Here is a 23149-nt window from a genome sequence, read left to right as displayed (position 1 = left end):
CCTAACGAAGCAGCGCGGCGAGGGCGGGGTTGTCGATCCCCGCCCCGAGCATCCGCGCGGAGGCGAGCGCCGTCCGGTCCCCGAGACGGGCGTTGTGCAGATGGGCGCGCACCACCCATTCGCGCATGTCGCATCGGGCGGCCAGCGACCCGAGCGTGGTGACGAGCGGGCGGGCCCGCTCGGTGTCGCCTGCGTCGAGCGCGCAGGTGATCGTCGCGTCGAGCACGTTGGCGTGCACCCACTGGTAGCGGTCGGGCAGCCGGTTGCAGCTGTCGGTCGCCTGGCCCAACCAGCGGAAGGCGGCCACGTGGTCGCCCCGGTTGCGGCTGAGGAGACCGAGCCCCCGCGCGGCGGTCCCCTCCCAGCACGGGTCTTCGACCTGGCAGGCCAGCACCCACGCCCGTTCGAGGCCGTCGGCGGCGGCCTCGACGTCGCCCATGCGCAGGTCGATCTCGGCGTGCAGCGCGGTCGGCCACGGCAGGAACGCCATCCAGCGCTGCTCCTCGGTCAGCTCCAGCGAGCGTCGCAGCACCGTGTGCGCCTGCGAGCGTTCGTCGCGCATCAGGTGGACGCGCCCGAGGATCGACAGCGACCACGCGTGCTGCTTGTGGTCGCCGCAGCGGGCGGCCCGCTCGATCGACTCCTCCAGATGCCCGATCGCGGCCCGGTAGTCGCCCTGGTCGGAGGTGTTCTGACCGAGCACCCCGCAGATCGCCGCCGTCTCGGCGTCGGTCTCCGCCATCGCGGCGGCCTTGGTCAGCCACATGGTCGCGGCGGTCCGCCGGCCCGCCTTGACCTCGACGAAGCCGAGCTCCCGGTGAGCGGTCACCGCGACCGAACGGTCGCCCGCAGCGGCGGCGTGCAGGATCGCCTCGTGCAGCGCCAGCGAGCCCTCCTCGTCCCGCCCCTGCAGGGCGTGGACCAAGGCGCTGCCGAGCGCGCAGTAGGCCCGCGCCTTCAGCGCCGCGTCGCCGGTGCGGGAGGCCTCGGCGACCGCCGTCCGCAGACACTGGACGCCGGCCGCCACGGCCCCCGCCATGATCGCGGCCCGGCCGGCGTTGAGCTGGCTGACCGCGGCGGCCCGGCCGCTGAGCGGCGGCAGCATCGGCGAGTCGGAGCCGACCGTGGCCGCCTCCCGCAGCGCGGGGGAGGTCTTCACGCCCAGCTCGCGCCGCATCAGGTCTTCGCACACGGCGACCTGCTTCAGCGCGGCGGCCCGGTCGCCGGCCATGGTGAGGCTGCGGACCAGCAGCTCGTGGTTGCCCTCGTCGAGCGGGTTGTGCTCGACCGCGCGGGCGGCGTACACGACCGCGTCTTTCGCCCGGCCGGCGGCGAGCAGCCGGGCGGCGGCCTGCCGGAGCCGGGCCTCGATCATCCCCGCGACCCGGTGCCGGGCCACCAGGAGCCATGACTCGAACTCGAGGGAGGACGCCAGGTGCACACCCTCGAGCAGTTCTCCCCCGAGTTCGAGCAGCGGCGCCGGATCGGCGTCCTGGTCGAGGAGGACGCGCACGTCGACCGTGACGTCCTCGCCGAAGTCGGTGCGCACCGGGTCACCCGAGAGGGCCTCCTTGAGGCCCAGGGCGCGGCGCAGTTCGGCCAGCGTCCAGCGCAGCGCGCCCAGCGGGTCGTCGGCGTCGCCGAACAGCAGCTCGGCGAGGCGCTTACGATTGGGCGGCCGTTCGGCCAGCAGCAGATAGGCGAGCAGGGCCCACGCCTTCCGGCCGCGCGGCGGTTTCGCCGGCTCGCCGCCGATCTCGACGGCGGGCGGCCCGAGCAGCCGGATCGACACCATGAGCCCACTCTCACATCGATGGAGGGCGTTGGCCCAGATCCACTTTCAGTTCTCGTGGGTGGTCGGACGCCCGGCGTCCTTCCAGGCCTTCAACCCACCGTCGAGGTGGCCCACGTCCTGGTAACCGAGCGACTGGAGCGTGCGGGCGGCCAGCGCCGACCGGCCGCCCGAGGCGCAGAACAGGATCACGGTCCCGGCCGGGTCGAACTCGGCGCGGTGGTACGGGCTGGCCGGGTCGGCGTAGAACTCGAGCATCCCCCTGGGAGCGAGGACGGCCCCCGGGATGGTGCCCTCCTTCTCGACCTCGCCCGGCTCCCGCAGGTCGACCAGCGTGACGCCGCCGGCGTCGACCGCCTTGGCGACCTCGTCGGCCGACAGGTTGTCGATCTGCGCGCGGGCCTGGGCGATCAGGTCCTTCACGGACTCGCTCATTGTGATGTCCCCCTCTTGGACTTCGTCTTCGTGACATCCCCGACTATCCGGGGGTGCCGTGTGAACCAGCGTGTGCGTTCTCACCCGCCCGCACATCCGTGGTGAGTACGGAGATACTCGGGCGTATGACCACCGAGCCGACCCCGCGCGAGCTGGAGATCCTCGGGCTCGTCGGGGAACGCCTGCAGAACCGCGAGATCGCCCGCCGCCTCCATCTCTCGGAGCGGACCGTGGAGAGCCACGTGTCGGCGCTGCTGCGCAAGCTCGGCGGCGAGAACCGGCTGGCCCTGGTCGAGCACGCCCGACGGCTCCGCCGCCGTGACCTGCCGGTGGCGCTGTCGTCGTTCATCGGCCGCGAATCGGAGGTTCCGCTGGTCGGCGAGCTGCTGGCGACCCATCGGCTGGTCACGCTCACCGGCCCGGCCGGGACGGGCAAGACCCGGCTGGCCCTGCACGTGGCGGCCACGCTGCCACGGGCGGTGCTGGTCGACCTGGCCGCGCTGTCGCCCGGCGACGACGTGACGGCCGCCTTCGAGGACGTGCTGCGCGGGGCGGCCGGGCAGACGCTGGTGGTGGACAACTGCGAGCACGTCCGGGTGGCGCCGCTACTCGCCGATCTCCTGCGGAGCGGGTCCGACGTACGGGTACTGGCCACCTCACACGGGCCGTTGGGCGTACCGGGTGAACGGGTCTGTGAGATCGGCCCGCTGCCGCTGCCGCCGGAGTCGTCGCGGCCGGAGGATGTCCTGTCGGCCGCGTCGGCGCGGCTGTTCGCCGACCGGGCCGCGTCGTCCTCGCCGGGTTTCGCGGTCACCGAGGACAACGCCCGCGACGTGGCCCGGGTCTGCATCCGCCTCGACGGCCTGCCGCTGGCGCTGGAGCTGGCCGCCGCCCGGGTGCGCGCGTTCACGCCGGCCGAGCTCGTCGGCCTGCTCGACAGCAGGTTCACCCTGCTCACCGACGGCCCGGTCGGCCGCCACCGCACCCTCGAAGAGGCGCTGCGCTGGAGCTACGACTTGCTGCACGCCGACGAGAAGCTGCTGCTGGCCCGCCTTTCGGTGTTCCCCGGCGAGTTCGACTACGACACCGTCACCCGGGTGCTCGCCTACGAGCCGCTCGACCGCCCGGCGATGGCCCGGCTGTTCCCCCGGCTGCTCGACCGCTCGCTGCTGTCTCGCCGCCGGGTCGGCGAGACGACGCGCTACCGGCTGCTCGACAGCGTCCGGCACTTCGCCGCCGCCCGCCTGGGCGAGGGCGCGACCGAGGCCCGCGACCGGCACGCCGACCACCACCTCACCCACGCGGTCTCGCTGGTCGCCGCGTTGCGCGGCGCCGACCAGGCCCGCGCCAACCGCTGGTTCAACCGGCACTGGCCCGACCTGCGCCAGGCCGTCAGGCACACCGACGACCCCTGGCCGTTCCTGACCGGCGTGGGCACCGCCTGGGAGATCATCGGGGCGCGGGCCGACCTGTTCGACTGGCTCGCCGACCCGGTCGCGACCGTGCCGGCGCTGACCACGGCCGCGATCGTGCACTGCTTCCAGGACGTCCCGAAGGCCCTGGCCTTCGCCCGGCAGGCCGCCGAGCTGGCCGAATCACCCGACGACCGAGCCATGGCCGCCCTCGCGCTGGGCTGGTGTCTCATGTACGCCGACCGCACCGCCGCCCTGCCCCATCTGGAAGACGCGGTGACCCGCTACGCGGAGACGGGCGACACGTGGCACCGCGCCCTGGCCCTGACGGCCCTGGGCCACGCCGCCGGGTCGATCGCCCCCACGGCGGAGGCGGCCGATCTCTTCGGCGACCTGGGCGACCAGGTCAAACGGGCCAACGCCCTCAACCACATGGCCCTGCGGGCGATCGAGTCGGGCGTACGCCTCGACGAGGCCGCCGTCTGGCTCACCGAGGCCGAGCGGCTGGCCGTGGCCAGCGACAACGACCACGAACGCCTGCACGCCCAGGTCTTCCGCGCCGCCCTGCTCGACCCGGACGAGGCCCGCGCCGACTACGCCAGGCTGCTTCCCGAGTTCCGGCGGATCGGCGATCTGCGCTGCGCCGACCGTTGTCTGCGCGGGCTGGCCGAATCGTGATCCTGCGGTTCGGTGGACCGCTCCTATCATGAGGTCGTGAACGCGGAGCCTGGCATACCGGCGTCGATCGACAGCTATCGCATCCTCCACCGCATCGGGCACGGCGGCCAGGGCGCGGTCTACCGGGCCGAAGACCCCGGCGGCGCCCCGGTCGCGCTGAAGGTCCTCCACGACGAACTGTCCAAAGACGCCGACCACCGGCGGCGCTTCCTGCGCGAGGTCGAACTGGCCCGCCGGGTCGCCCCGTTCTGCACCGCCCGGGTGCTCGACATGGGCGTCTTCGGCGACCGGCCCTACATCGTGAGCGAGTTCGTGCCCGGCGCGTCACTCCACCACGTGGTGCAGGAGGAGGGCCCCCGCACGGGCGGCGGCCTCGAACGCCTGGCCGTGGCGACCGCGACCGCGCTGGCGGCGATCCACCGGGCCGGCATCGTCCACCGCGACTTCAAGCCCAGCAACGTGCTGATGGGCCCCGAAGGCCCGGTCGTGATCGACTTCGGCATCTCCCGCGCCCTCGACCACACCGCGACGATGTCGGGCTCGATCGGCACCCCCGGCTACATGGCCCCCGAGCAGATCGAGAACGGCGAGGTCACCCCCGCCGCCGACGTGTTCGCGTGGGCGGCCACGATGGCTTTCGCCGCGACCGGCAGACGCGCCTTCCCCGGTACGACCGTGCCCCAGCTGATCAACGCCATCATGACCCGCGAACCCCGGCTCGACGGAGTGCCCCCGGGCCTCCGCCCGCTGATCGAGCAGGCCCTGAACAAGAACCCGGCGCTCCGCCCCACGGCCCCCGAGCTGGTCAAGGCGCTGACGGGCGACGAGTTCGCGGTCGAGACGATGCCGCTGGCGCCCCCGGTCAAGAACCGCAAACCGGCCTGGCTGGCCGGCGCCCTGGCGGTCGTGGTGGCCGGCGGCGTCCTGACCTGGCAGCTCTGGCCCGACGGAGACAGCGCCACGACCGGCGACGGCGCCCGCATGGGCACCACGCTGACCCCCGCCCCCGTGACCTTCGGTCAGCCGGTGGGCGGCCCGGTCGATGTGCAGGAAGACGACGTGCGCAACATCGGCTTCATCGACGTCGACGGGGTGCCGACAGCGGTGAGCGGCGGCGACGACAACACCGTCCGCGTCGTCGACCTCGACACCGGCTCGGAGCTCCACGCCATGGCGGGCCACGAGAAGTGGGTCAGAGACGTGGCCGTCGGCCTGCTCGACGGCACCGAGATCGCCGTCACCGCCGCCGACGACGGCTCGCTGCGCATCTGGGACCTCCGCAAGGGCACCCAGCTGAGCAACCCGATGCTCGGCCACGAGGGCGGCGTCAAGGGCGTCGACATCGGCACCCTGAACGGCGACCCCATCGCGGTCAGCGGCGGCGTCGACGGCACCGTCCGCGTCTGGGACCTGCACAGCGGCGAACAGATCGGCGAATCGATGACCGGCACCACGAAGGCCGTCTGGGCGGTCGCGCTGGCCGAGGCGAACGGCGTCCCGATCGTGGTCAGCACCGGCGACGAGGGCTGGGTCCGGGTCTGGGACCTGACCACGCGGCAGCAGCTCGGCGAGCCGATGACCGGCCACATCGGCTGGGCCAGGTCGGTCGAGATCGGCGAACTCGACGGCAAGCCCGTCGCCGTCACGGGCGGCGAGGACAAGACCGCCCGCATCTGGGACCTGACCACCCGCACCAGCCTCGGCACCCCGCTGACCGGGCACACGAGCTGGGTCTGGGGCGTGGCTCTGGGCGAGTCCGGGGGCAAGCCGATCGCCGTCACCGCCAGCGAGGACAAGACCGCCCGCGTATGGGACCTGGCCGCCGGCGCCGAAATCGGCGGCCCTCTGGAGGGCCACACCGACCGCGTGTACTGCGCGGCCTTCGGCTCGGTCGGCGGAAAACCGGTCGCCATCACCGGCGGCCGCGACGAGTCGATCCGCGTCTGGGATTTGTCGCCACCGCTACCCGGCTGACAACGCGATCAGGCAATTCGTCATCCGGAATCGCGGTTGCGACAATCGGGTGTTCCAACAGGAATTACCAAGTGCGTTTTCGATATTTTCGTTTCGGGGTAGAGTTCTGACTACGGCAACATGTGGCGATGGAGGTCTCGGATGGGCGACACGTCGTTGGCCGCCGGTGACACCAGGACATTCCTTCCGGAAGAAGATCCCGGCAACCAGGCCGCCATAGTCGATCTGGTCGTGGAACTACACAGGCGAGGGCGCCCGGTCGCCGACCGCCCCGCCCTCCTGACCGGCCCAGACGGTTCCCCGCAGCTGCCACTGCCCCCGGCGCTCTATGACGCTCTGCTGAAAGTGGCCGAGGCCCTCTCGCAGGGTCTGGCCGTGACGGTCGCGCCACAGCACACGACGTTGTCGACCTACCAGGCCGCCGAACTCCTCGGCATTTCCCGGCCGACTTTCGTCAAGCTCCTCGAAAGCGACGAGATCCCTTATCAGCGGTCGACCGACCGCCCGGGAGCACACCGGCGGGTAAAACTCCAAGATGTCCTGATTTATCAGGAAAAGCGACGCGCGGAACGACGTCGAATCTTGGATGAACTCACTCAAGAATCCGTGGAATCGGGCACATACGACAAGCCGTCGGACGATTTCTGAGACGTTTTCCCCGGAACTTACTTATGCTGTCTGCGTGCCATTCTCCGCCGTCTTGGACGCATGCGTTCTCTATCCGAACGCCCTGCGTGACACCCTTCTGCGGCTCGCGGAGCGAACCCTGGGATATCGAGCCGATCGACCCTGACACGTTCCTGCTCCATGAGCCGGAGTGCGCCCCGGCCGCGCTCCTCAACGTGTTGAAGGAGCAGGCCGGGGCGACCGGCAGACCGCCGCACCCCGCGATGACGCTCGAAGACGTCCTGTCGTCACTGGAGAAGTGCGGGGTCCCGGGGTTCGTCGCGGAGGTCCGTTCGCACCTGCACCGCGGTTAGCGGGCCAGGCCTCGGGCGATGACCAGGCGCTGGATCTGGTTGGTGCCCTCGAAGATCTGCATGATCTTCGCTTCGCGCATGTACCTTTCCACCGGGAACTCGCGCGTGTAGCCGTATCCGCCGAACACCTGGACCGCGTCGGTCGTCACCTTCATCGCCGCGTCCGTCGCCACGAGCTTGGCCACCGACGCCTGCCGGGAGAACGGCAGGCCCGCGTCCTTTCGCCGGGCCGCGTCGACGTACGTCGCCCGCGCCGAGTCGACCGCCGCGGCCATGTCGGCGAGCAGGAAGCCGAGGCCCTGGTGGTCGATGATGCGCTTGCCGAAGGTGGTGCGCTCCTTCGCGTAGGAGACCGCGGCGTCGAGGGCGGCCTGGGCCAGGCCGGTCGCGCAGGCGGCGATGCCGAGGCGGCCCGAGTCGAGGGCGCTGAAGGCGATCTGGAGGCCCTGGCCCTCGGCGCCGATCAGCCGGTCGGCCGACAGGACCGCGCCGTCCCAGTGGGCGCTCGTCGTGGGCACGGCGTGCAGGCCCATCTTCTCTTCGGGCTTGCCGAAGGTCAGGCCGTCGACCTGGCCGGGAGCCAGGAAGCAGGAGATCGACTTCTCGCCGGTCCGGGCGAACAGCGCGTAGAAGTCGGCCTTGCCGCCGTGGGTGATCCACGCCTTCGCGCCGTTGATCTCGTAGCCGTCGGCGACGCGGGTCGCGCGGCAGGTCAGGGCGGCGGCGTCGGAGCCGGCCTGGGGTTCGGACAGGCTGTAGCCGCCGACGAGGTCGCCGGCGAGCATGTCGGGCAGCCACCGTTCGACCTGCTCGGAGGTGCCGAACGTGGCCAGGGGATAGCACGACAGCGAGTGGACGCTCACCGCCACGGCGACGGACGCCCAGCGCGCGGCGAGTTCTTCGAGCACCTGGAGGTAGACCTCGTAGGGCTGGCCGCCGCCGCCGAACTCCTCCGGATAGGGGAGGCTCAGCAGGCCGGCCGCGCCGAGGGTGGCGAAGAGGCCCTCGGGATAGGTCTCGGCGCGCTCGTGCCGGTCCACGATGGGCAGCAGTTCCTTGTCCGCCACATCACGGGTGAGGTCGAGCAGGTCACGGGCCTCCGGGGTGGGGAGGAGCCGGTCGACGGCCACAGGGATCTCCTGACATCGGTCGTTGGTAATCCCGATGGTCTCAGAGGCCTGTCCGCTCCTTCGCGGTGGTCAACTCGTCGAGCAGGTCAGGCAGGGTTCCGAACGGCCGGGTCACGTCGACGGCCCGAAGCCGTCGAGTCTCGCCAGGTGGGTGGCGCCGGCCAGGACCGGTTCGACGTCCCGTTCGGGTTCGATCTTCAGCTTGATCCGCACCTATTCGTCGGCCACGTAGCCGGTGGCCGCGTCGAGAAGGTGCGGGATGGAATCCATGACCCCGGCGGAAGCGGGCGAGCGGTTCACCGGATTCGCGCAGTCGCGCGTCGAGGATCGCGTTCTCCAGCGCCGGGGCGACGTCGTATGCGTCGGCGGAATCGGGAAGGGAGGGGATCAGAAACGGCGCAGCACGTCGGCGACGCCGTTGACATGTTCGGGGCTGTAGCGCGGCTCAGCCATGGCCACGCATTCGCCCCACCCCTCGGCACCGCCGGTCACCGCGCGGGGCAGCGGGACGTCACGAGACGTCTCGACGCCGGACGAGGTGCGGAACGGGGCCGCCGGCGGCATGGAGATGCGCCGGAGTTCGATTCCTTCGAGCTTGATGGGGAGAGAAGGTACCGCTGTGCCCCCGTTGATGGGGGCACGCCAATCGTGATCTCTTATCGCGGTAGGTCTTTGAGTTCGACTCAGGTGTGAGGCGGTGCGCGGGCCCGATGTCCGGGGGCGCCGGCGACGTGGGCGGAGGTTGGCAGCCGCCACGCGCTGTGCACCTGAACCGGCCGACTATCTCTGACCAGAATCACCGGCACGAATTCGACGAGCAGATAATTTCTCGTTGTTTTTATCGTCCGCGTCACCGTGGCATCTCCGCCCGGCGCGAGATCGCCGGGCCACCGCGGTAGATTGATGCGCCCGGTGGCGGTCTCCTCAGCGTCGACCACCACGTCCGGCACCGGCGTCACCGACAGGGCAAGAGCCGTACCTGCGGGAACGAACAATCCGATGACGGCGACGGCGAGCGAGACGACAATCGCCCATGTTCTGTCGATCAGTCTGCTCACAACACACCCCCACAAATATCGAGCTCATTTGATTATCGCCCCGGGGGGTGGCGCCTTATTTAGTGACACCCCTGAACTACCCCCGGCGATCACGCCTGTAAACAAACTTCTGCAGGAAAAAATTCGAGCGCCGCGATGTGCGCTTGTGTCCCTTTTTTCGGCGTCGGTACGCTGGCTAAATCCGGATATCCCGGCGAAGGGTCAGCCATTGTCGGCCCCGCCCGACAGGTGCGCCGTGTGCCGACAGATCAGGCTTTCTCGTACGGCCCGGCCGCGAATCATAAAAGGACATGAGACCCATGAGTCCGAATCGGCTGATCTGAACGTTTCAGTCACGACCTCGGATGACATTACGGCGATGTCGACGATGGTTGACCGGTTGAGTCTGGATTTCTACGTTCTGGGCCTGACGCTCCCGCAGATTGGACCGGCTATGAAACGTTTCGCCCTAGTCGCGGCAGGGCTGCTGGTGGCCGCGGTCGCCTTCCAGGGTCCGGCCAGGGCCGCCGTCGCCTGCCGGATCGACTACTCCGTCGGCAGCTCGTGGCCGGGCGGCTTCTCGACCACCGTCACCATCAACAACCTGGGCGACCCGGTCGACGGATGGCGGCTGACCTGGACGTTCACGGCCGGGCAGCAGGTCACCCAGGCGTGGAACACCGCCCTGACCCAGAGCGGCGGCAACGTGACGGCCGACGACGCCGGCTACAACCGGCAGCTCGCGACGGGCGCCTCGACCGCGTTCGGCTTCAACGCCTCGATGAGCGGCACCGACAACCCCACGCCGACCAACTTCGCGCTGAACGGCGTCGCCTGCAACGGCACCCAGCCCAGCCCGACACCGACGCCGACCCCCACACCGACCCCGACCCCGACCCCAACGCCCACTCCCACGCCGACGCCCACGCCGACGCCCACGCCGACGCCCACGCCCACGCCGAGTGGCGCGAAGCAGGTCGAGGACCTCGACCGGGGGGTCATCTCGGTCCGCAGCGGCAGCGCGAACCTCGTGTCGTGGCGGCTGCTCGGCACCGAGGCCCGGGACACCTCGTTCAACGTCTACCGGTCGGGCACCCGCGTGGCCACCGTCTCCAACTCCACGAACTACCTGGACAGCGGGGCGGCCTCCGACGCCACGTACACGATCAGGGCTCTTAACGGCGGCGTGGAAGGGCCCAGCTCGGAGACGTCGCTGAGGTTCTCCAGCGGCTACCTGGACGTCCCGATCTCGCCGCCGAGCTCCAACTACACCGCCAGCGACGCCAGCGTCGGCGATCTCGACGGTGACGGACGCGTCGACCTGGTCCTGAAGTGGGAGCCGAACGACGCCAAGGACAACTCCCAGTCGGGCGTCACGTCCCCGGTCTACGTCGACGGGATCAAGCTCGACGGCACCCGGCTGTGGCGGATCAACCTCGGCCGCAACATCCGCGCGGGGGCGCACTACACGCAGTTCCAGGTGTACGACTACGACGGCGACGGCCGCGCCGAGGTCGCCATGAAGACCGCAGACGGGACCGTCGACGGCCGCGGCACCGTGATCGGCAACGGGTCGGCGAACTACGTGAACTCCGGCGGCTACATCCTCTCCGGCCCCGAGTTCCTGACCATGTTCAACGGCCAGACGGGCGCCGCGATGTCGACCGTCGACTACGTCCCGGCCCGGGGCACCGTCTCCAACTGGGGCGACAACTACGGCAACCGGGTCGACCGGTTCCTCGCCGGTACGGCCTACCTCGACGGCCAGCGCCCCTCACTGATCATGTCCCGGGGCTACTACACCCGGGCGGTCGTGGTGGCCTGGGACTTCCGCAACGGCTCGCTCACCCGCCGGTGGACCTTCGACTCCAACAACGCCACCTCCTACGCGGGCCAGGGCAACCACCAGCTGTCCATCGCCGACGTCGACGCCGACGGCCGCGACGAGATCGTCTTCGGCGCCGCCGTCATCAACGACAACGGCTCCGGCCTCTACAGCACCGGCCTCGGCCACGGCGACGCGCTGCACGTCGGCGACCTGAACCCGGCGCGGCAGGGCCTGGAGATCTTCAAGGTCAGCGAGGACACCTCGAAGCCTGGCTCGTGGATGGCCGACGCGCGGACCGGCCAGATCCTCTGGCAGACCGCCTCGGGCGGCGACAACGGCCGGGGCGTCTCGGGCGACGTCTGGGCCGGCAGCGCGGGAGCCGAGTCGTGGTCGGCCCGCGACACCACGCTCCGCTCGCCGACCGGCGCGAGCCTCGGCCGGGAGCCCTCGTCGATCAACTTCCTGGCCTGGTGGGACGCCGACCCGGTCCGTGAGCTCCTCGACGACGTCCGCATCGACAAGTACGGCACCGGCGGCGAGACCCGCCTGCTGACCGGCTCGAACGTCCACTCCAACAACGGCACCAAGGCGACCCCGTCGCTGTCGGGCGACATCCTCGGCGACTGGCGCGAAGAGGTGATCTGGCCGACCAGCGACAACCGGGCGCTGCGGATCTACTCGACGCCGACGGCGACCGGCGTCAAGATCCACACGCTGCTGCACGACCCGATGTACCGCGTCGCGCTGGCCTGGCAGAACACCGCCTACAACCAGCCGCCCCACCCGAGCTTCTTCATCGGCGACGGGATGGCGACCCCGGCCAGGCCCAACGTGTACGTCCGCTGATCGGCGGCAGGCGGCCCCTGAACGGGGCCGTCTGCGGGCAATGATCTTGGTCGTGCGCTCCCCGGAATCTACGCTTGATGAATGTGGCCGTGGCGGCGCAGACGCGTTCAAGATCATGTCATTGCCAAGCACATGCGGCGGTTCTACCGCCATGTGTCTCCCCAGGATCCCCCGGAGGAGGTCGCGCGGCGGTACGCGGTCTACTTCTGGGACGACTACAAGGCCACGCTGACCGACCGCGCCAGGATCGGCACCCACACGTTCGACGTCGGTCTCGGCGTCAGACGGGGCTCTTTCGACGTGATCACCAAGCGCGTGTCGCTCATCTCCGACACGCTGCTCCTGTCGGACGACTGGCGCGGGAAGTACCACGAGATTCACAGATACCGCTCGGACAAGCCGATTCTCGGCGACTTGCCGACGAACTACTTGGGAGTGGCGGAGGCGGCCCGGAAAAGGGACGGCTACGCCGAGGCCTGGGACGACCGGTACGTCGGATTCACCACGCCCGATCTCGCAGGTCTCGGCACCTGGATCAGAGACGCCGAGCCCCTGCTGCGCGCCGGACTGGCGTGGTACCTGCCCAGCTACAGCGTCCGCACCCAACGCCTGGAGGACGGACGCGCCGTCGGCAGGGCCAAGCCCGTCAAGCACAAGAACGCGATCGACTTCCTCGTCGAGGGACGCAGGGCGATCGAGGTCTCCGGCGACCGGCCGGTCAAGAGCAGAGTCGTCCGGCCGGTCCTGGAGATCGACCTGCCGTTCATCGACGGGGTCGGTCTGCGCGACTTCAGCAGGATCACCGTCGAGGAGTTCGGGTCCTACGAACGTCTCCGCAGCCACCTGCGTCAGACGTTCGACCGACTCGACCAGGCGCATGACGCCGTCCAGTCCGAGCGGGAGCTGGCCCGGATCGGCCTGGAGATCGAGGGGCACATCCTCGACTGCCGTGACGAGATGGCGAAGGTCCGGAGCACCCGGGCGGTCGCCGCGAGCGGGGCCGTCGTGGGCACGGTGAGCGCCACTCTCGTGGCCGTCCACGGACCGGCGCTCCTGCCCGCGCTGGGCATCCTCGGCGCGACGGGCGGACTGTGGGGCGTCATCCAGGCGATGAACCAGAACAGCCTCCACGCGATCCGCAGAGGCCCCTGGTACTACGTCTGGGCACTCGACCGAGCGGAGAAACGCCGCAGAGCGCGCGGCTGACGAGGCCGGACGTGCCCGTGCGGCTAGTTGCCGATCTCGCCCTTGCGGTTGCAGCGGGGGCAGATCCGGTAGCGGCCTTCGAGGACGCTTGACGGGAGAGTGCCCTTGCCTCCGCAGCGAGGGCACTTCCTGAGCGGGTTGGTGGTCGCCGCGACGTACAGGATGAAGACGACGGCGAGGATGAACAGGACGGGCATGAGCGTGTCCATGGGACTCCCCTTTCGGGAGAGTTACTGGACACCCAGCGTGCCGACCCGAACCGCGTCTGTGCGCCCTCTCTCTGGCGCAGACGGCACGTAACTCCCGTTTAGTCGGCGATGTAACTCACAGAGTTCACGTAGTAGCCGGCCGCCTTCGTGCCCCGCACGTGCAGGAACATGGCGCCGCCCTCGTAGGAGTAGGCGCAGCTGTAGCCCTTGGGCTCCTTGGAGCAGCCCTGCCAGTGGTAGGGGACGCCGTTCGGGTCCCACTTGACCTTGAAGAGGGTCTTGACGGCCTTGGCGGTGGCGACCTCGCGGGCGCGGTTCTTGTCGTGGAACCACCATGACTGCACGAAGTGGTGCGCGGCCGAGCCGGGCTTGGTCATGTGCTGCGGCATCCACGCCTTGACGACCTTGTTCCCCTTCACCTGGAGGAGCAGGCCGTTGAGGTCACCGGGCACCTTCACGCTGGTGTACACGAATCGGCACGTTCCAGCGGCGGTGCAACCGGCGAACTTGTCGGGTGCGCGGTACTTGTACTTGAGCGACTTCTCGACGACCTCGACGGTGGCGTAGTCGGCCATCTTCCACTGGTCCTTCTTGACGAACCCGGCGAAGAACTTCTTGGCGACGGTCGTGGGGGTGGCCGCCTGGGCGGCCGGGGCGGCGACGGTGAGCAGGGCGGTCGCGGTTAACGCGGCACCGGCGAACAGTGATCTTGAGGACATGCGCCAACCCTAGAGCCGCCCGCTTTACACCCGATAGCGGATGACTTGCCGGGGTAGTCGATAGGGATGGCGATCTATGGCTTTCACGCCTCCCATGAACAGGTTTCCCCCGGTGATCTTCTGGACGCCGTCCGCCTCGCCGACGAGGCCGGTTTCGCGATGGCGATGTGCTCCGACCACATCGCGCCCTGGAGCGCCCGGCAGGGCGAGTCGGGGTTCGCGTGGTCGTGGCTGGGCGCCGCGCTGCAGGCCACGACCCTGCGGTTCGGCGTGGTGAACGCGCCCGGCCAGCGCTACCACCCGGCGATCGTGGCGCAGGCGATCGGGACGCTCGCGGCGATGTTCCCGGGCCGTTTCTGGGCCGCGCTCGGTTCCGGCGAGGCGTCGAACGAGCACGTCACCGGTGACCGGTGGCCGCGCAAGGAGATCCGGCAGCGACGGCTGCGCGAGTGCGTCGACGTGATCAGGGCCCTGCTGAACGGCGAAGAGGTCAGCCACGACGGGCTCGTCACCGTCGACCGGGCCAAGCTGTGGTCGCTCCCGGCCGAGGCGCCGAAGCTGATCGGCGCGGCGGTCAGCGTGGAGACCGCCAGGTGGGTGGCCGAGTGGGCCGACGGGCTCATCACGGTCAACAGTCCCCACTCCAAGCAGGTCCTGGACGCCTACCGCGAAGCCGGCGGGCGGGGTCCGGCGGCCGTACAGGTGCATCTGAGCTGGGCGCCGACCGAGGAGGAGGCGCTGGCGACCGCGCACGACCAGTGGCGGTCGAACGTGGTCGGCCCGCCCGGCAGCTGGGACTTCGACACCCCGGAGATGTTCGACAGCGTGGGCCGGTTCGTCACCCCTGAGGAGGTGACCAAATCGGTCTTCGTCTCCGCCGACACCTCGCGGCACGCCGACTGGCTGCGCGGGTACGCCGACGCCGGATTCGACGAGGTCTACCTGCACCACGTGGGCAAGGAGCAGACCCGGTTCATCGAGACATTCGGCGCGAAAGTGCTGCCCGAGCTCACTACAGGGTGATCGCCCAGGAGTGACCCTGCGGATGGTCAAGATCTCCTCTGACCTGTGCGCGGAGCGCCGGGGGGCGACTCGTCAGCGATCTACGCTCGCGCTGACTTGTTCGCATCCCGGTGTTTCCGGGCGATGTGAGGATGACCGATGCGGTTTCTCAAATATGTGATCGGCATGGCCATGGCGCTGCTGATCGGTTCCGTTGCCCCGGCTCAGGCGGCGGACAGCACCGTCACCTTCACGATCGTCGGCGGCGCGCTCACCATCAGCGCTCCGGCCAGCGTCAACCTCGGCAACACCGCTTCGGGCGCCACACTCCAGGGCACGATCGGCCCGGTCACGGTGAGCGACCTGCGCGGTTCGCTCCTCGGCTCGTGGACGGCCCGCGTCACCTCCACCGACTTCACCACCGGTGGCGGCACCGCGAACGAGACGATCGCCAAGGCCAACGTCGCATACGCCTCGGGCCCCGCCACCTCGTCGAGCGGTGTCGGCACCTTCGTGCCCGGTCAGCTGACCGTGCTGCTGGCCCAGCCGGTGGCCGCCCAGATCACCGCGTTCGCCGCGAGCGCCCTGGTCGGCAACAACACGGTCACGTGGAACCCCACCCTGCGCGTCACCATCCCGAACTCCGCGGTCGCCGGCACGTACACGGGGACGGTGACCCATTCGGTGGCATGATCGCGCCGCTCTTCACCGGATCCTGATCTCGCCTCTCCTGGTTCTGCTTTCCGTCCTGACCCTGACTGGCCAGGCGGACGCGGAGCCGGGCGGGCAGGTCGGGATCCGGCTCGTTGCGGCGCCAGAGGACAGATCAGACGATCCGCGCGCGCGGGCCTACATCGTCGACCACGTGAAGCCGGGGACCGTGATCCACCGGCGTTTCGCCGTGAACAACACCTCCCCGAGGTCGCAGACCTTGTGGCTGTACGCGGCCGGGGCGGAGATCAAGAAGCGGAAGTTCACCTTCCTGCCGCAACAGACGGGCAACGAGCTGTCGTCGTGGATCGCGTTCGACCGCCCGGCCGTCACGCTGCCTCCCGGCGGCGAACGGGTGCTCAAGGCCACCATCCGGGTGCCGCAGACCGCCTGGAAGGGCGAACGGTACGCCGTCATGTGGGCCGAGGCCCGCGCGCCGGCGACCAAGGAGCGGAACGTCCAGGTCCACAACCGGGTGGGCATCCGCGTCTACCTCGACGTCGGGACCGGTGGCGAACCGCCGACCGACTTCCGCGTCGACAAGCTCTGGGCCAGTCGCGACCAGGATGGCAAGCCGCGCCTGGAGGCGCAGGTCACCAACACCGGCCTGCGGGCCGTCGACATGACCGGTGAACTGCGGCTCTCGGAGGGTCCCGGCGGCACGTCGGCCGGGCCGTTCAAGGTGACCACCGGCGTGACCATGGCGCCCAAGGACGTGGGACAGGTCGAGGTCCTCCTCGATCCCTCACTGCCCGTGGGGCCGTGGAAGGCGGACCTGAAGCTGACGAGCGGACGTACCACCAGAATCGCGAGCGGGACGGTGACGTTCCCCGCCGCCCTGAACACGACGGCTGCCGTGAAACTGAGCAGCACCGCCTTTCCCTCGCTGACCGCCCTGCTCACCACAGCGGGCGCGCTCGCAGTGGCGGGCGGTGGCTACCTCATCTGGCGACGAGCCCGGAGGACACCGTGAGACCACGCGTGACGGCGACCCTGGTAGCAGTGGTCGCCGCCGTCGTGACATCGACCCCCACCTGGGCGGTCGGAGACCCGGAGACGCCCGCAGTAGCCTATCAGGTCGTGGACGACACCCCGCGGGAGGAAGCCGGGGATGAGGGCGCACCCCCGGGCGGCATCCTGGATGGCACACAGGAGAAGTCCGCCCAGGGTGGCCCACCACCCCCGGCACGCTCGGCACCCCGTCGAAAACCCGGAAAATCCCGCGATCACTCGGCGAAACGACTGGCCAACGCCGGTCTGGCCATCACCGCCCCCACGTCCAGAGCGCTCGGCAGCACCACCATCGGAGGCCAGCTGTCCGCCCAGCTCGGCACGGTCGCCGTGTCCGACACCCGTGGCTCGGTGACCCAGATCAGCTACACGGCCACAGTGAGCGCGACCAACTTCACCACCACGGTCGGCGGCAACACGTCCACGATCTCGAAGCCGAACATCTCCTACTGGTCGGGCCCTGCGACCGCGGTCTCGGGCGTCGGGGTCTTCACACCGGGACAGCTCGCGGCGGCGAACGCGATCGCCCTGACGGGGTCGCACACGGCTTTCGCCGTGACATCGGCGGTGGGAAACACCTCGGTCTCCTGGAATCCGACCATAATTGTCAGAGTTCCGTCTTCGGCGGCGGCGGGTTCCTATTCGGGCACGATCACACATTCGGTCGCGTGATTGGAAAACGCGATCCCGTTAGGAAATGTCGGAAATTACAGGCTCATCTGCCGTTCGAGGTTGCGCAGGTTGTGTTCAGCGCGAGGTTGGCGCGGTCGCGGTCGAGCACCGGGTAGAGGAACAGCTGGCTACCGGGGGCCCCTCGATCACCCCCTCGGTGTCGATTCCATGCTCCGGCTGGGCGAGCCCATCGACGGCTCTTATCTGCTGCGCGTCATGGGGAGCGCGGGCGGGATCATCCACGTCCGCGACGGGCTGGTCGTCGCGGCGACCACCCCCGCCTCCTCCGGGGCCGGAATCCCTGCTGATCCGCTCGGGACGGGTGAGCGAGGCGGCCTGGAACGAGGCCTTCACCGCCGGCCGACGAGCGGCTGGCCACCGAACTGGTCGCCCGCGGCAGCGTGGCACAGAACGCTCTGTAGGCAGAACTGCACTCCCTGCGCGACCGCGTGACGGGGGTGATGGAGACGGCTGTCGCCACGGTTGCTGCCGGGGCGGCTTCATCGTCGTGTCCGCGGTGGGCTCCATCGCGCTGCTCGCGATCCTGGCCGACGAGGGCCTCGGCGTGGCCCGGCTGCACGTCGAGTCGCGCCCGACCGTCGAACGCCTGAGCTCCCTGCTCGCCGACGAACGGGCCCGCGCGTAGCGGACCCGCGATCAGGCCGCTCTACGCCGTGAGACGGCCACCCCCGCCAGGCAGAGCGCGCCGCCCGCCAGGGCCAGCCAGGTCGGGGTCTCCCCCAGCAGCGCCCAGGCCATCACGATCACGATCGCCGGAACCACGTAGGTGGTGGCGCCCATCTTCCCCGCCGTCGTCCTGGCCAGGGCGTACGCCCAGGTGGTGAAGGCCAACGCCGTTGGGAAAACGCCGAGGTAGACCAGGTTCAGCGTGGCCGACAGCGGCGCCTCGGCGGCCTGGCTGATCAGCTGCCCGGCGAAGGGCAGGCAGACGACCGCGCCGATGAGGCAGCCGAAGGTGGTCACCTGGAGCGCGGAGGCGTGCCGCAGCGCGGGCTTCTGCACGATCGTCGCGATCGCCCACGTCACTGCGGCCACCACGCAGAGCGCCACGCCGAGCACCGAGGCCCCGCCGCCCTCGGACATGGAGAAGCCGACGACGACCGCGCCGGTGAACGAGACGGCCATGCCGATGAGCAGCCGGCGCGGGAAGCCCTCGGCGAGGAACAGCCCCGACAGCAGGGCGATGATGATCGGCCCGATGTTGACGACCATCGCGGCGGTCCCGGCGTCGACCTCCTGCTCGCCCCAATTGAGAGCGATCATGTAGATCCCGAACCAGAGCACGCCCGAAACGGCGATCCCGGGCCAGGCCGCCCGCGGCGGCAGCCCTTCGCGCCGGGCCAGCAGGATGACCAGGAGGGTCAGCGACCCGGCCAGCATCCGCCCGAGGGCGAGGGCTCCGGGGGAGTAAGAGAGCACGGCGTGCCTGATGGCGACGAACGCGGACGCCCAGAGCACCACGGTCACCCCCGCGGCGATGAGGGCCCTGCGGTCGGTTTGTTCCACGGTGGGCACTTTAGGGGGACACCCGCTCGCTACGCATCACGGTTTCGCGCCCTATTGACAAGGAAGTTTTTTACGTACAAACTTGTTTTTGCGATGAGAGACGTCCTGTACCTGGAAGAGATCGAGCAGGCCGAGGCCCTGCTCAAGCCGCAGCGCATCGAGGTGCTGCGGCAGCTCGCCGAGCCGCGCACCTGCGGCGAGGTGGGCGCGATCTTGGCGCAGACCCCGCAGCGGGTCTACTACCACGTGAAACGCCTGGTGGAGGCCGGGCTGGTCGAGCAGGTGTCCGAACGGAAGGTGCGCGGCATCTCCGAGGGCATCTACCAGGCCACCGCCCGCTCCTACTGGCTCTCACCCCGGCTCGTCGGCCACATCGGCCTCGGCCGGGCCCGCGACGAACTCAGCCTGGGCCACCTCCTCGACCTGGTCGAAGAGGTCCAGGCAGACATCGCCGCACTCGACCGATCGGTTCCCGAGCTGCCGTCGATCGGCGTCTCGGGCGACATCCGCGTCCCCCCGGAGCGACGGCCGGAGTTCCTGGCCGAGCTCCAGGAAACCCTGCAACGACTGTTCACGAAGTACGGCGGAGCTGAAGGCGACCCTTTCAAGCTCGTCGTGGCCTGTTACCCGAACCAGCAAGGAGAAGACTCATGAGCCAGTCCCCCACCACGGCCGTCCGGATCCAGGCCCCGCTCAAGACGGTGTTCCACGCCCTGACCGACCCCGCCGAGCTGCGCGTCTGGTTCGCCGAGCACGCCGAGGTCGACCTGCCCAGCCGGTACGACTTCTGGGGCCGGCACACCCTGGAGGGCGACGCCCCCCACCAGCGGGTGCTGGAGGCGGCCGACGACGTGATCAAGTTCGCCTGGACCCTCGACGGCACCGAGACCACCGCCGAGATCCGGCTCACCGAGACCGACGGCGAGACCGTGGTCGCGGTGTTCCAGTCCCACTTCGACCGCTCGCTCATCTTCTCGGGCAGCACCAGCCCGCTCGCCAGCCTGGAGACCTTCTGGGCGCTGGCGCTCGGCAACCTGGCCGACCACGTCGAAGGCCGGCAGCTCGGCCCGAAGGTCGACTACACGGCGAAGGTCGGCGAGTTCTCCGCCACGCTGGAGATCGACGCCCCGGCCGACCGCGTCTACACCGCGCTGACCGACTCCGAGCAGGCCACCGCGTGGTTCGGCTACCCGATCGGCATCGAGCCGGAGGTCGGCGGCCGATTCGCGATGGGCGGTCTCGAAGCGGCCGGCGACCACGCCGCGAGGTTCGTCTCCCTCGACTCCACCTCGGCGACGATCGACTGGGGCGGCATGGTGACGAGCTGGGAGCTCGAGGGCTCCGGCGGCAAGACCACCCTGACGTTCGTGACGAGCGGGTTCGACGCCGCCCAGCCGCCCTACGCGGCGTGGGGCGGCTGGCTCAGCGGCCTGGTCGAGCTGCGTCGCTACCTGGAGCAGCCGAACTGGCGGTCGGTGTTCGTGCAGAGCTGAGCATCCGGGGCAGCCTCGGCGGCTTGAAGAACCCTTCGGCGATGGCCGAGGCGATGCCCACCCTCACGAGGTCGCGGGTGTCCCCGTACGCGAGGAAGCGGGGCACCCACTCGGGGTGATACTTCACGTTGGCCCGGTAGAGCGCTTCGAGCTGCCACCAGCGTGACAGGAACAACAAGGTGCGCCGCCAGGCCCGGATCACCGGGCCGGCGCCCATCTTGGCGCCCTCCTCGAAGGCCGACCGGAAGACCGCGAAGTTGAGCGAGATCCGTTCGACCCCGAGCCAGGCGGCGTTCCTGACCAGGCCGGCGACCATGAACTCGACCAGGCCGTTCTCCGCCTCCCGGTCACGGCGCATCAGGTCGAGCGAGAGCCCCCGGTCGCCCCAGGGCACGAACGACAGCAGCGCCGCCTCGCCCCCGTCCCTGCCGAGGCTCTCGACCAGCACGCAGCCGGCGTCGAGCGGGTCGCCGAGCCGGCCGAGTGCCATCGAGAACCCGCGTTCGGTCTCGGTGTCGCGCCAGGCGTCGGCGCGTTCGCTGATCAGCCGCATCTCCTCGGGGGCGATGTCGCCGTGGCGGCGGACGCGGAGCTGGTAGCCGGCCCGCTCGACCCGGTTGGCGGCCTGGCGGACGCCGCGCATCTCCCGGCCCTGCAGACTGAACTTCTTGACCTCGATGACGGCCTCGTCGCCGAGTTCGAGCACCTTCAGCCCGGCCCGCTGGTAGGCCCTGGCCCCTTCGGCGCCGCAGCCGATGGCGGCTGGGGTCCAGCCGAACTCGCGGGCCTGCTCGATCCACGCCCTGATCGCGTGGTCCCACGCCTCGGGATCGCCGAGCGGATCGCCGCCCGCGAGGGTCACCCCGTTGACCACCCGGAACGACACCGCGGCCTTGCCGCTCGGCGAGAAGATGACGCTGCGGTCGCGCCGGGTGGCGAAGTAGGCCAGCGAGTCGCGTTCGCCCAGCAGCGCCCGGAGCCGCTCCTCGTCGCCGGGCGCGAGCACGGCCCGCCGCCGCTGCGACCGGAACAGCACCCCGAACGCGACCAGCAGCGCGATCGCGCTCATCAGCCCGACCAGGAACGCGACCCAGGCCGGCGGATGGCCGTAGCCCTCGACCTCGATGACCCCGCCGAGCACCCGGCTGAGCACCCAGATCGCGCGGGCCGACCGCATCAGGTCGCCCGGGAAGAAGATCGTGAGCAGGAAGCCGACGACGTAGGACACCCCGAGCAGCGCGATCAGCGTGGCCGTGGCCTTGCGGAACGACGCGGGCTGCGTCTTGGCGAAGAACTCGCTCCGCCCCCACCACAGGTAGCCGATCAGGATCAGCGCGATCGCCCCGGAGACCAGCACCTCGCTGAGCAGCCGCCCCCGGTCGGGGATCTCCGCCCGCGGCGCGATCGCCACCAGCGGCGTGGAGATCACGCTGAGCAGCACAGAGAACGCCAGCAGCGCGACCAGCAGCAGCCAGGCCACCCGTTTGCGCCGCGCCAGCGCCCCGGCGAGCAGCCCGAGGAAGGCGGCGTAGGCCAGGTTGGGCGTGAGCGGCACGGCGAAGTCGTCGACCAGCGCCGTCAGCGGCCGCGCCATCTCCCGCAACGGCGGCACGATCGCGATGGCCGCCGAGTAGACCGCCAGCACCGTCAGCGCGATGGACGCCACCCGCGGCACGTCACCCCGCGCCATCGTTTCCCCCCAAGACCGGCGACGAAGGGGACATACCCCATTTCCCCAGGTCAAAAGCGGGTGGTGTACGCGGCGGCGCGATCCGCAGGCAGATCAGCGCGGCCACCAGACCGCAGACCGTGGCCAGCAGATGACCGAGGTCCCAGACGGTGCGGCTGATCACGATCGGCGCCCCCACGCCCAGCGCCAGCGCGATGATCCCGACGGCCCGCCACCGTCTCCGCATCAGGATCACGGCGGCCACCACCCCGGCGACCATGATGTAACTGACCCCGACGTCGGTGGAGACGGCCAGCCGAGCCGGAGCCAGGCCGTTCGTGATGGCGTGATACTCCACGAACGCGGTCAGCAGCGACCCGACCACGTGCCCGCAGAGCCCGATCACGATGATGCGCGGCGTACCGTAACGCTGCTCGGCCCAGGCGATGACGGTGGCGTACACGACCAGGTAGAAGGCCAGGAAGGCGCCCCGATCGGAGACCCAGAGCGCGCTGTCGGCGAGCACCACGAGCGGATTGTCGGACAGCCGCGCCAGATTGGTGCTCTGAAAGGTCGTCAGCACGTCGATCAGATCGGGCGGCCCGGTCCGCTGCAGAATCGTCGAACTCGTGAACACCACGACATAGGTGAACGTGGCCGGCGCCGAGAGCACCCACTGATGAACGAACCGGGTGTAGGGCGACCCCGCCGCAACGGCGAGCCGAGCCCCCCGCGACCACCGGGAGACCCCGCGGAGGAGATACCAAAGCACCACCACCAGCACGAACACCAAACACAAGATCACACGGCACCCCGGC

23 protein-coding genes are annotated in these 23149 nt (G+C 70.0%); 13 read left to right on the top strand and 10 right to left on the bottom strand.

Going from position 1 to position 23149, the window contains the following annotated elements; all coding sequences use genetic code 11:
* Position 1: 1 nt before the first annotated feature.
* Positions 2-1795 (bottom strand): tetratricopeptide repeat protein, encoded by a 1794-nt coding sequence (locus tag FDA94_RS16280; RefSeq protein ID WP_137247910.1) that lies wholly within the window; start codon positions 1793-1795, stop codon positions 2-4.
* 45 nt (positions 1796-1840) lie between these two features.
* A complete protein-coding gene (locus FDA94_RS16275) occupies positions 1841-2227 on the bottom strand; it encodes a rhodanese-like domain-containing protein (RefSeq protein WP_137247909.1) in 387 nt (128 codons plus the stop codon).
* A 125-nt stretch (positions 2228-2352) separates the two neighbouring features.
* On the opposite strand from FDA94_RS16275, the gene FDA94_RS16270 reads away from it, so the two are divergent.
* The 4 genes from FDA94_RS16270 (at position 2353) to FDA94_RS39220 (ending at position 7271) form a co-directional block, all read left to right on the top strand.
* Positions 2353-4317: an ATP-binding protein gene (locus FDA94_RS16270; protein ID WP_137247908.1), complete on the top strand. Its 1965-nt coding sequence runs from the start codon at positions 2353-2355 to the stop codon at positions 4315-4317.
* A gap of 36 nt (positions 4318-4353) precedes the next feature.
* Complete coding sequence (locus FDA94_RS16265) at positions 4354-6291, top strand: serine/threonine-protein kinase (protein ID WP_170990974.1); 1938 nt, start codon at positions 4354-4356, stop codon at positions 6289-6291.
* 141 nt (positions 6292-6432) lie between these two features.
* Positions 6433-6939 carry an excisionase family DNA-binding protein gene (locus FDA94_RS16260; RefSeq protein ID WP_137247906.1) on the top strand — a complete coding sequence of 169 codons (507 nt, stop codon included), beginning with the start codon at positions 6433-6435 and terminating at the stop codon, positions 6937-6939.
* A gap of 86 nt (positions 6940-7025) precedes the next feature.
* The gene (locus tag FDA94_RS39220; RefSeq protein ID WP_170990973.1) at positions 7026-7271 is read left to right on the top strand and encodes a VapC50 family PIN domain-containing toxin; all 246 of its coding nucleotides are present in this window, start codon (positions 7026-7028) and stop codon (positions 7269-7271) included.
* Here FDA94_RS39220 and FDA94_RS16255 read toward each other — a convergent pair.
* From FDA94_RS16255 to FDA94_RS16250, 3 genes are all read right to left on the bottom strand, one after another.
* Entirely contained in the window at positions 7268-8401 is a 1134-nt protein-coding gene (locus tag FDA94_RS16255; RefSeq protein ID WP_137247905.1) for an acyl-CoA dehydrogenase family protein, read from the bottom strand. The genes FDA94_RS39220 and FDA94_RS16255 overlap by 4 nt on opposite strands.
* 387 nt (positions 8402-8788) lie before the next feature.
* Positions 8789-8965: a hypothetical protein gene (locus FDA94_RS39215; protein WP_170990972.1), complete on the bottom strand. Its 177-nt coding sequence runs from the start codon at positions 8963-8965 to the stop codon at positions 8789-8791.
* A 119-nt stretch (positions 8966-9084) separates the two neighbouring features.
* Positions 9085-9459: a hypothetical protein gene (locus FDA94_RS16250; protein WP_137247904.1), complete on the bottom strand. Its 375-nt coding sequence runs from the start codon at positions 9457-9459 to the stop codon at positions 9085-9087.
* Positions 9460-9892: 433 nt separating this feature from the next.
* Here FDA94_RS16250 and FDA94_RS16245 point away from each other — a divergent pair, with 433 nt between their 5' ends.
* Positions 9893-12112 carry a rhamnogalacturonan lyase family protein gene (locus FDA94_RS16245; protein WP_212735354.1) on the top strand — a complete coding sequence of 740 codons (2220 nt, stop codon included), beginning with the start codon at positions 9893-9895 and terminating at the stop codon, positions 12110-12112.
* Between the two features lie 132 nt (positions 12113-12244).
* Positions 12245-13318 (top strand): hypothetical protein, encoded by a 1074-nt coding sequence (locus FDA94_RS16240; RefSeq protein ID WP_137247903.1) that lies wholly within the window; start codon positions 12245-12247, stop codon positions 13316-13318.
* Between the two features lie 23 nt (positions 13319-13341).
* On the opposite strand, the gene FDA94_RS16235 is transcribed toward FDA94_RS16240, so the two are convergent.
* Both FDA94_RS16235 and FDA94_RS16230 read right to left on the bottom strand, forming a co-directional pair.
* Positions 13342-13527, bottom strand: coding sequence for a hypothetical protein (locus FDA94_RS16235; RefSeq protein ID WP_137247902.1), 186 nt, complete (start codon positions 13525-13527; stop codon positions 13342-13344).
* Between the two features lie 98 nt (positions 13528-13625).
* Positions 13626-14246, bottom strand: a complete 621-nt coding sequence (locus tag FDA94_RS16230; RefSeq protein WP_137247901.1) for a hypothetical protein — start codon at positions 14244-14246, stop codon at positions 13626-13628.
* Between the two features lie 66 nt (positions 14247-14312).
* Here FDA94_RS16230 and FDA94_RS16225 point away from each other — a divergent pair, with 66 nt between their 5' ends.
* The 5 genes from FDA94_RS16225 to FDA94_RS39905 all read left to right on the top strand — a co-directional run bounded on the left by FDA94_RS16225 (position 14313) and on the right by FDA94_RS39905 (position 18288).
* A complete protein-coding gene (locus FDA94_RS16225; protein ID WP_137247900.1) occupies positions 14313-15269 on the top strand; it encodes a TIGR03885 family FMN-dependent LLM class oxidoreductase in 957 nt (318 codons plus the stop codon).
* A gap of 138 nt (positions 15270-15407) precedes the next feature.
* Positions 15408-15941 (top strand): hypothetical protein, encoded by a 534-nt coding sequence (locus FDA94_RS16220; protein ID WP_137247899.1) that lies wholly within the window; start codon positions 15408-15410, stop codon positions 15939-15941.
* 172 nt (positions 15942-16113) lie between these two features.
* The gene (locus tag FDA94_RS16215) at positions 16114-16932 is read left to right on the top strand and encodes a hypothetical protein (protein WP_137247898.1); all 819 of its coding nucleotides are present in this window, start codon (positions 16114-16116) and stop codon (positions 16930-16932) included.
* A gap of 107 nt (positions 16933-17039) precedes the next feature.
* Positions 17040-17642 (top strand): hypothetical protein, encoded by a 603-nt coding sequence (locus FDA94_RS16210; RefSeq protein ID WP_170990971.1) that lies wholly within the window; start codon positions 17040-17042, stop codon positions 17640-17642.
* Between the two features lie 508 nt (positions 17643-18150).
* Positions 18151-18288, top strand: a complete 138-nt coding sequence (locus FDA94_RS39905; RefSeq protein WP_212735353.1) for a hypothetical protein — start codon at positions 18151-18153, stop codon at positions 18286-18288.
* Between the two features lie 11 nt (positions 18289-18299).
* Here FDA94_RS39905 and FDA94_RS16200 read toward each other — a convergent pair whose 3' ends face one another.
* A complete protein-coding gene (locus FDA94_RS16200) occupies positions 18300-19169 on the bottom strand; it encodes a DMT family transporter (protein WP_137247896.1) in 870 nt (289 codons plus the stop codon).
* 93 nt (positions 19170-19262) lie between these two features.
* Here FDA94_RS16200 and FDA94_RS16195 point away from each other — a divergent pair, with 93 nt between their 5' ends.
* Both FDA94_RS16195 and FDA94_RS16190 read left to right on the top strand, forming a co-directional pair.
* Complete coding sequence (locus FDA94_RS16195) at positions 19263-19823, top strand: winged helix-turn-helix domain-containing protein (RefSeq protein WP_137247895.1); 561 nt, start codon at positions 19263-19265, stop codon at positions 19821-19823.
* The gene (locus FDA94_RS16190; protein ID WP_137247894.1) at positions 19820-20662 is read left to right on the top strand and encodes an SRPBCC family protein; all 843 of its coding nucleotides are present in this window, start codon (positions 19820-19822) and stop codon (positions 20660-20662) included. The genes FDA94_RS16195 and FDA94_RS16190 overlap by 4 nt, the downstream gene beginning before the upstream one ends.
* On the opposite strand, the gene FDA94_RS16185 is transcribed toward FDA94_RS16190, so the two are convergent.
* Both FDA94_RS16185 and FDA94_RS16180 read right to left on the bottom strand, forming a co-directional pair.
* Entirely contained in the window at positions 20592-22352 is a 1761-nt protein-coding gene (locus FDA94_RS16185) for a phosphatidylglycerol lysyltransferase domain-containing protein (RefSeq protein WP_137247893.1), read from the bottom strand. The two genes, FDA94_RS16190 and FDA94_RS16185, sit on opposite strands and share 71 nt — an antisense overlap.
* Entirely contained in the window at positions 22339-23121 is a 783-nt protein-coding gene (locus tag FDA94_RS16180) for a rhomboid-like protein (RefSeq protein WP_212735352.1), read from the bottom strand. The genes FDA94_RS16185 and FDA94_RS16180 overlap by 14 nt, the downstream gene beginning before the upstream one ends.
* Positions 23122-23149 lie beyond the last annotated feature (28 nt).

Origin of the sequence: Herbidospora galbida (genome assembly GCF_005233835.1) — a bacterium.
GTDB lineage: Bacteria > Actinomycetota > Actinomycetes > Streptosporangiales > Streptosporangiaceae > Herbidospora > Herbidospora galbida.
This window is presented reverse-complemented; position numbering and strand designations above follow the sequence as displayed.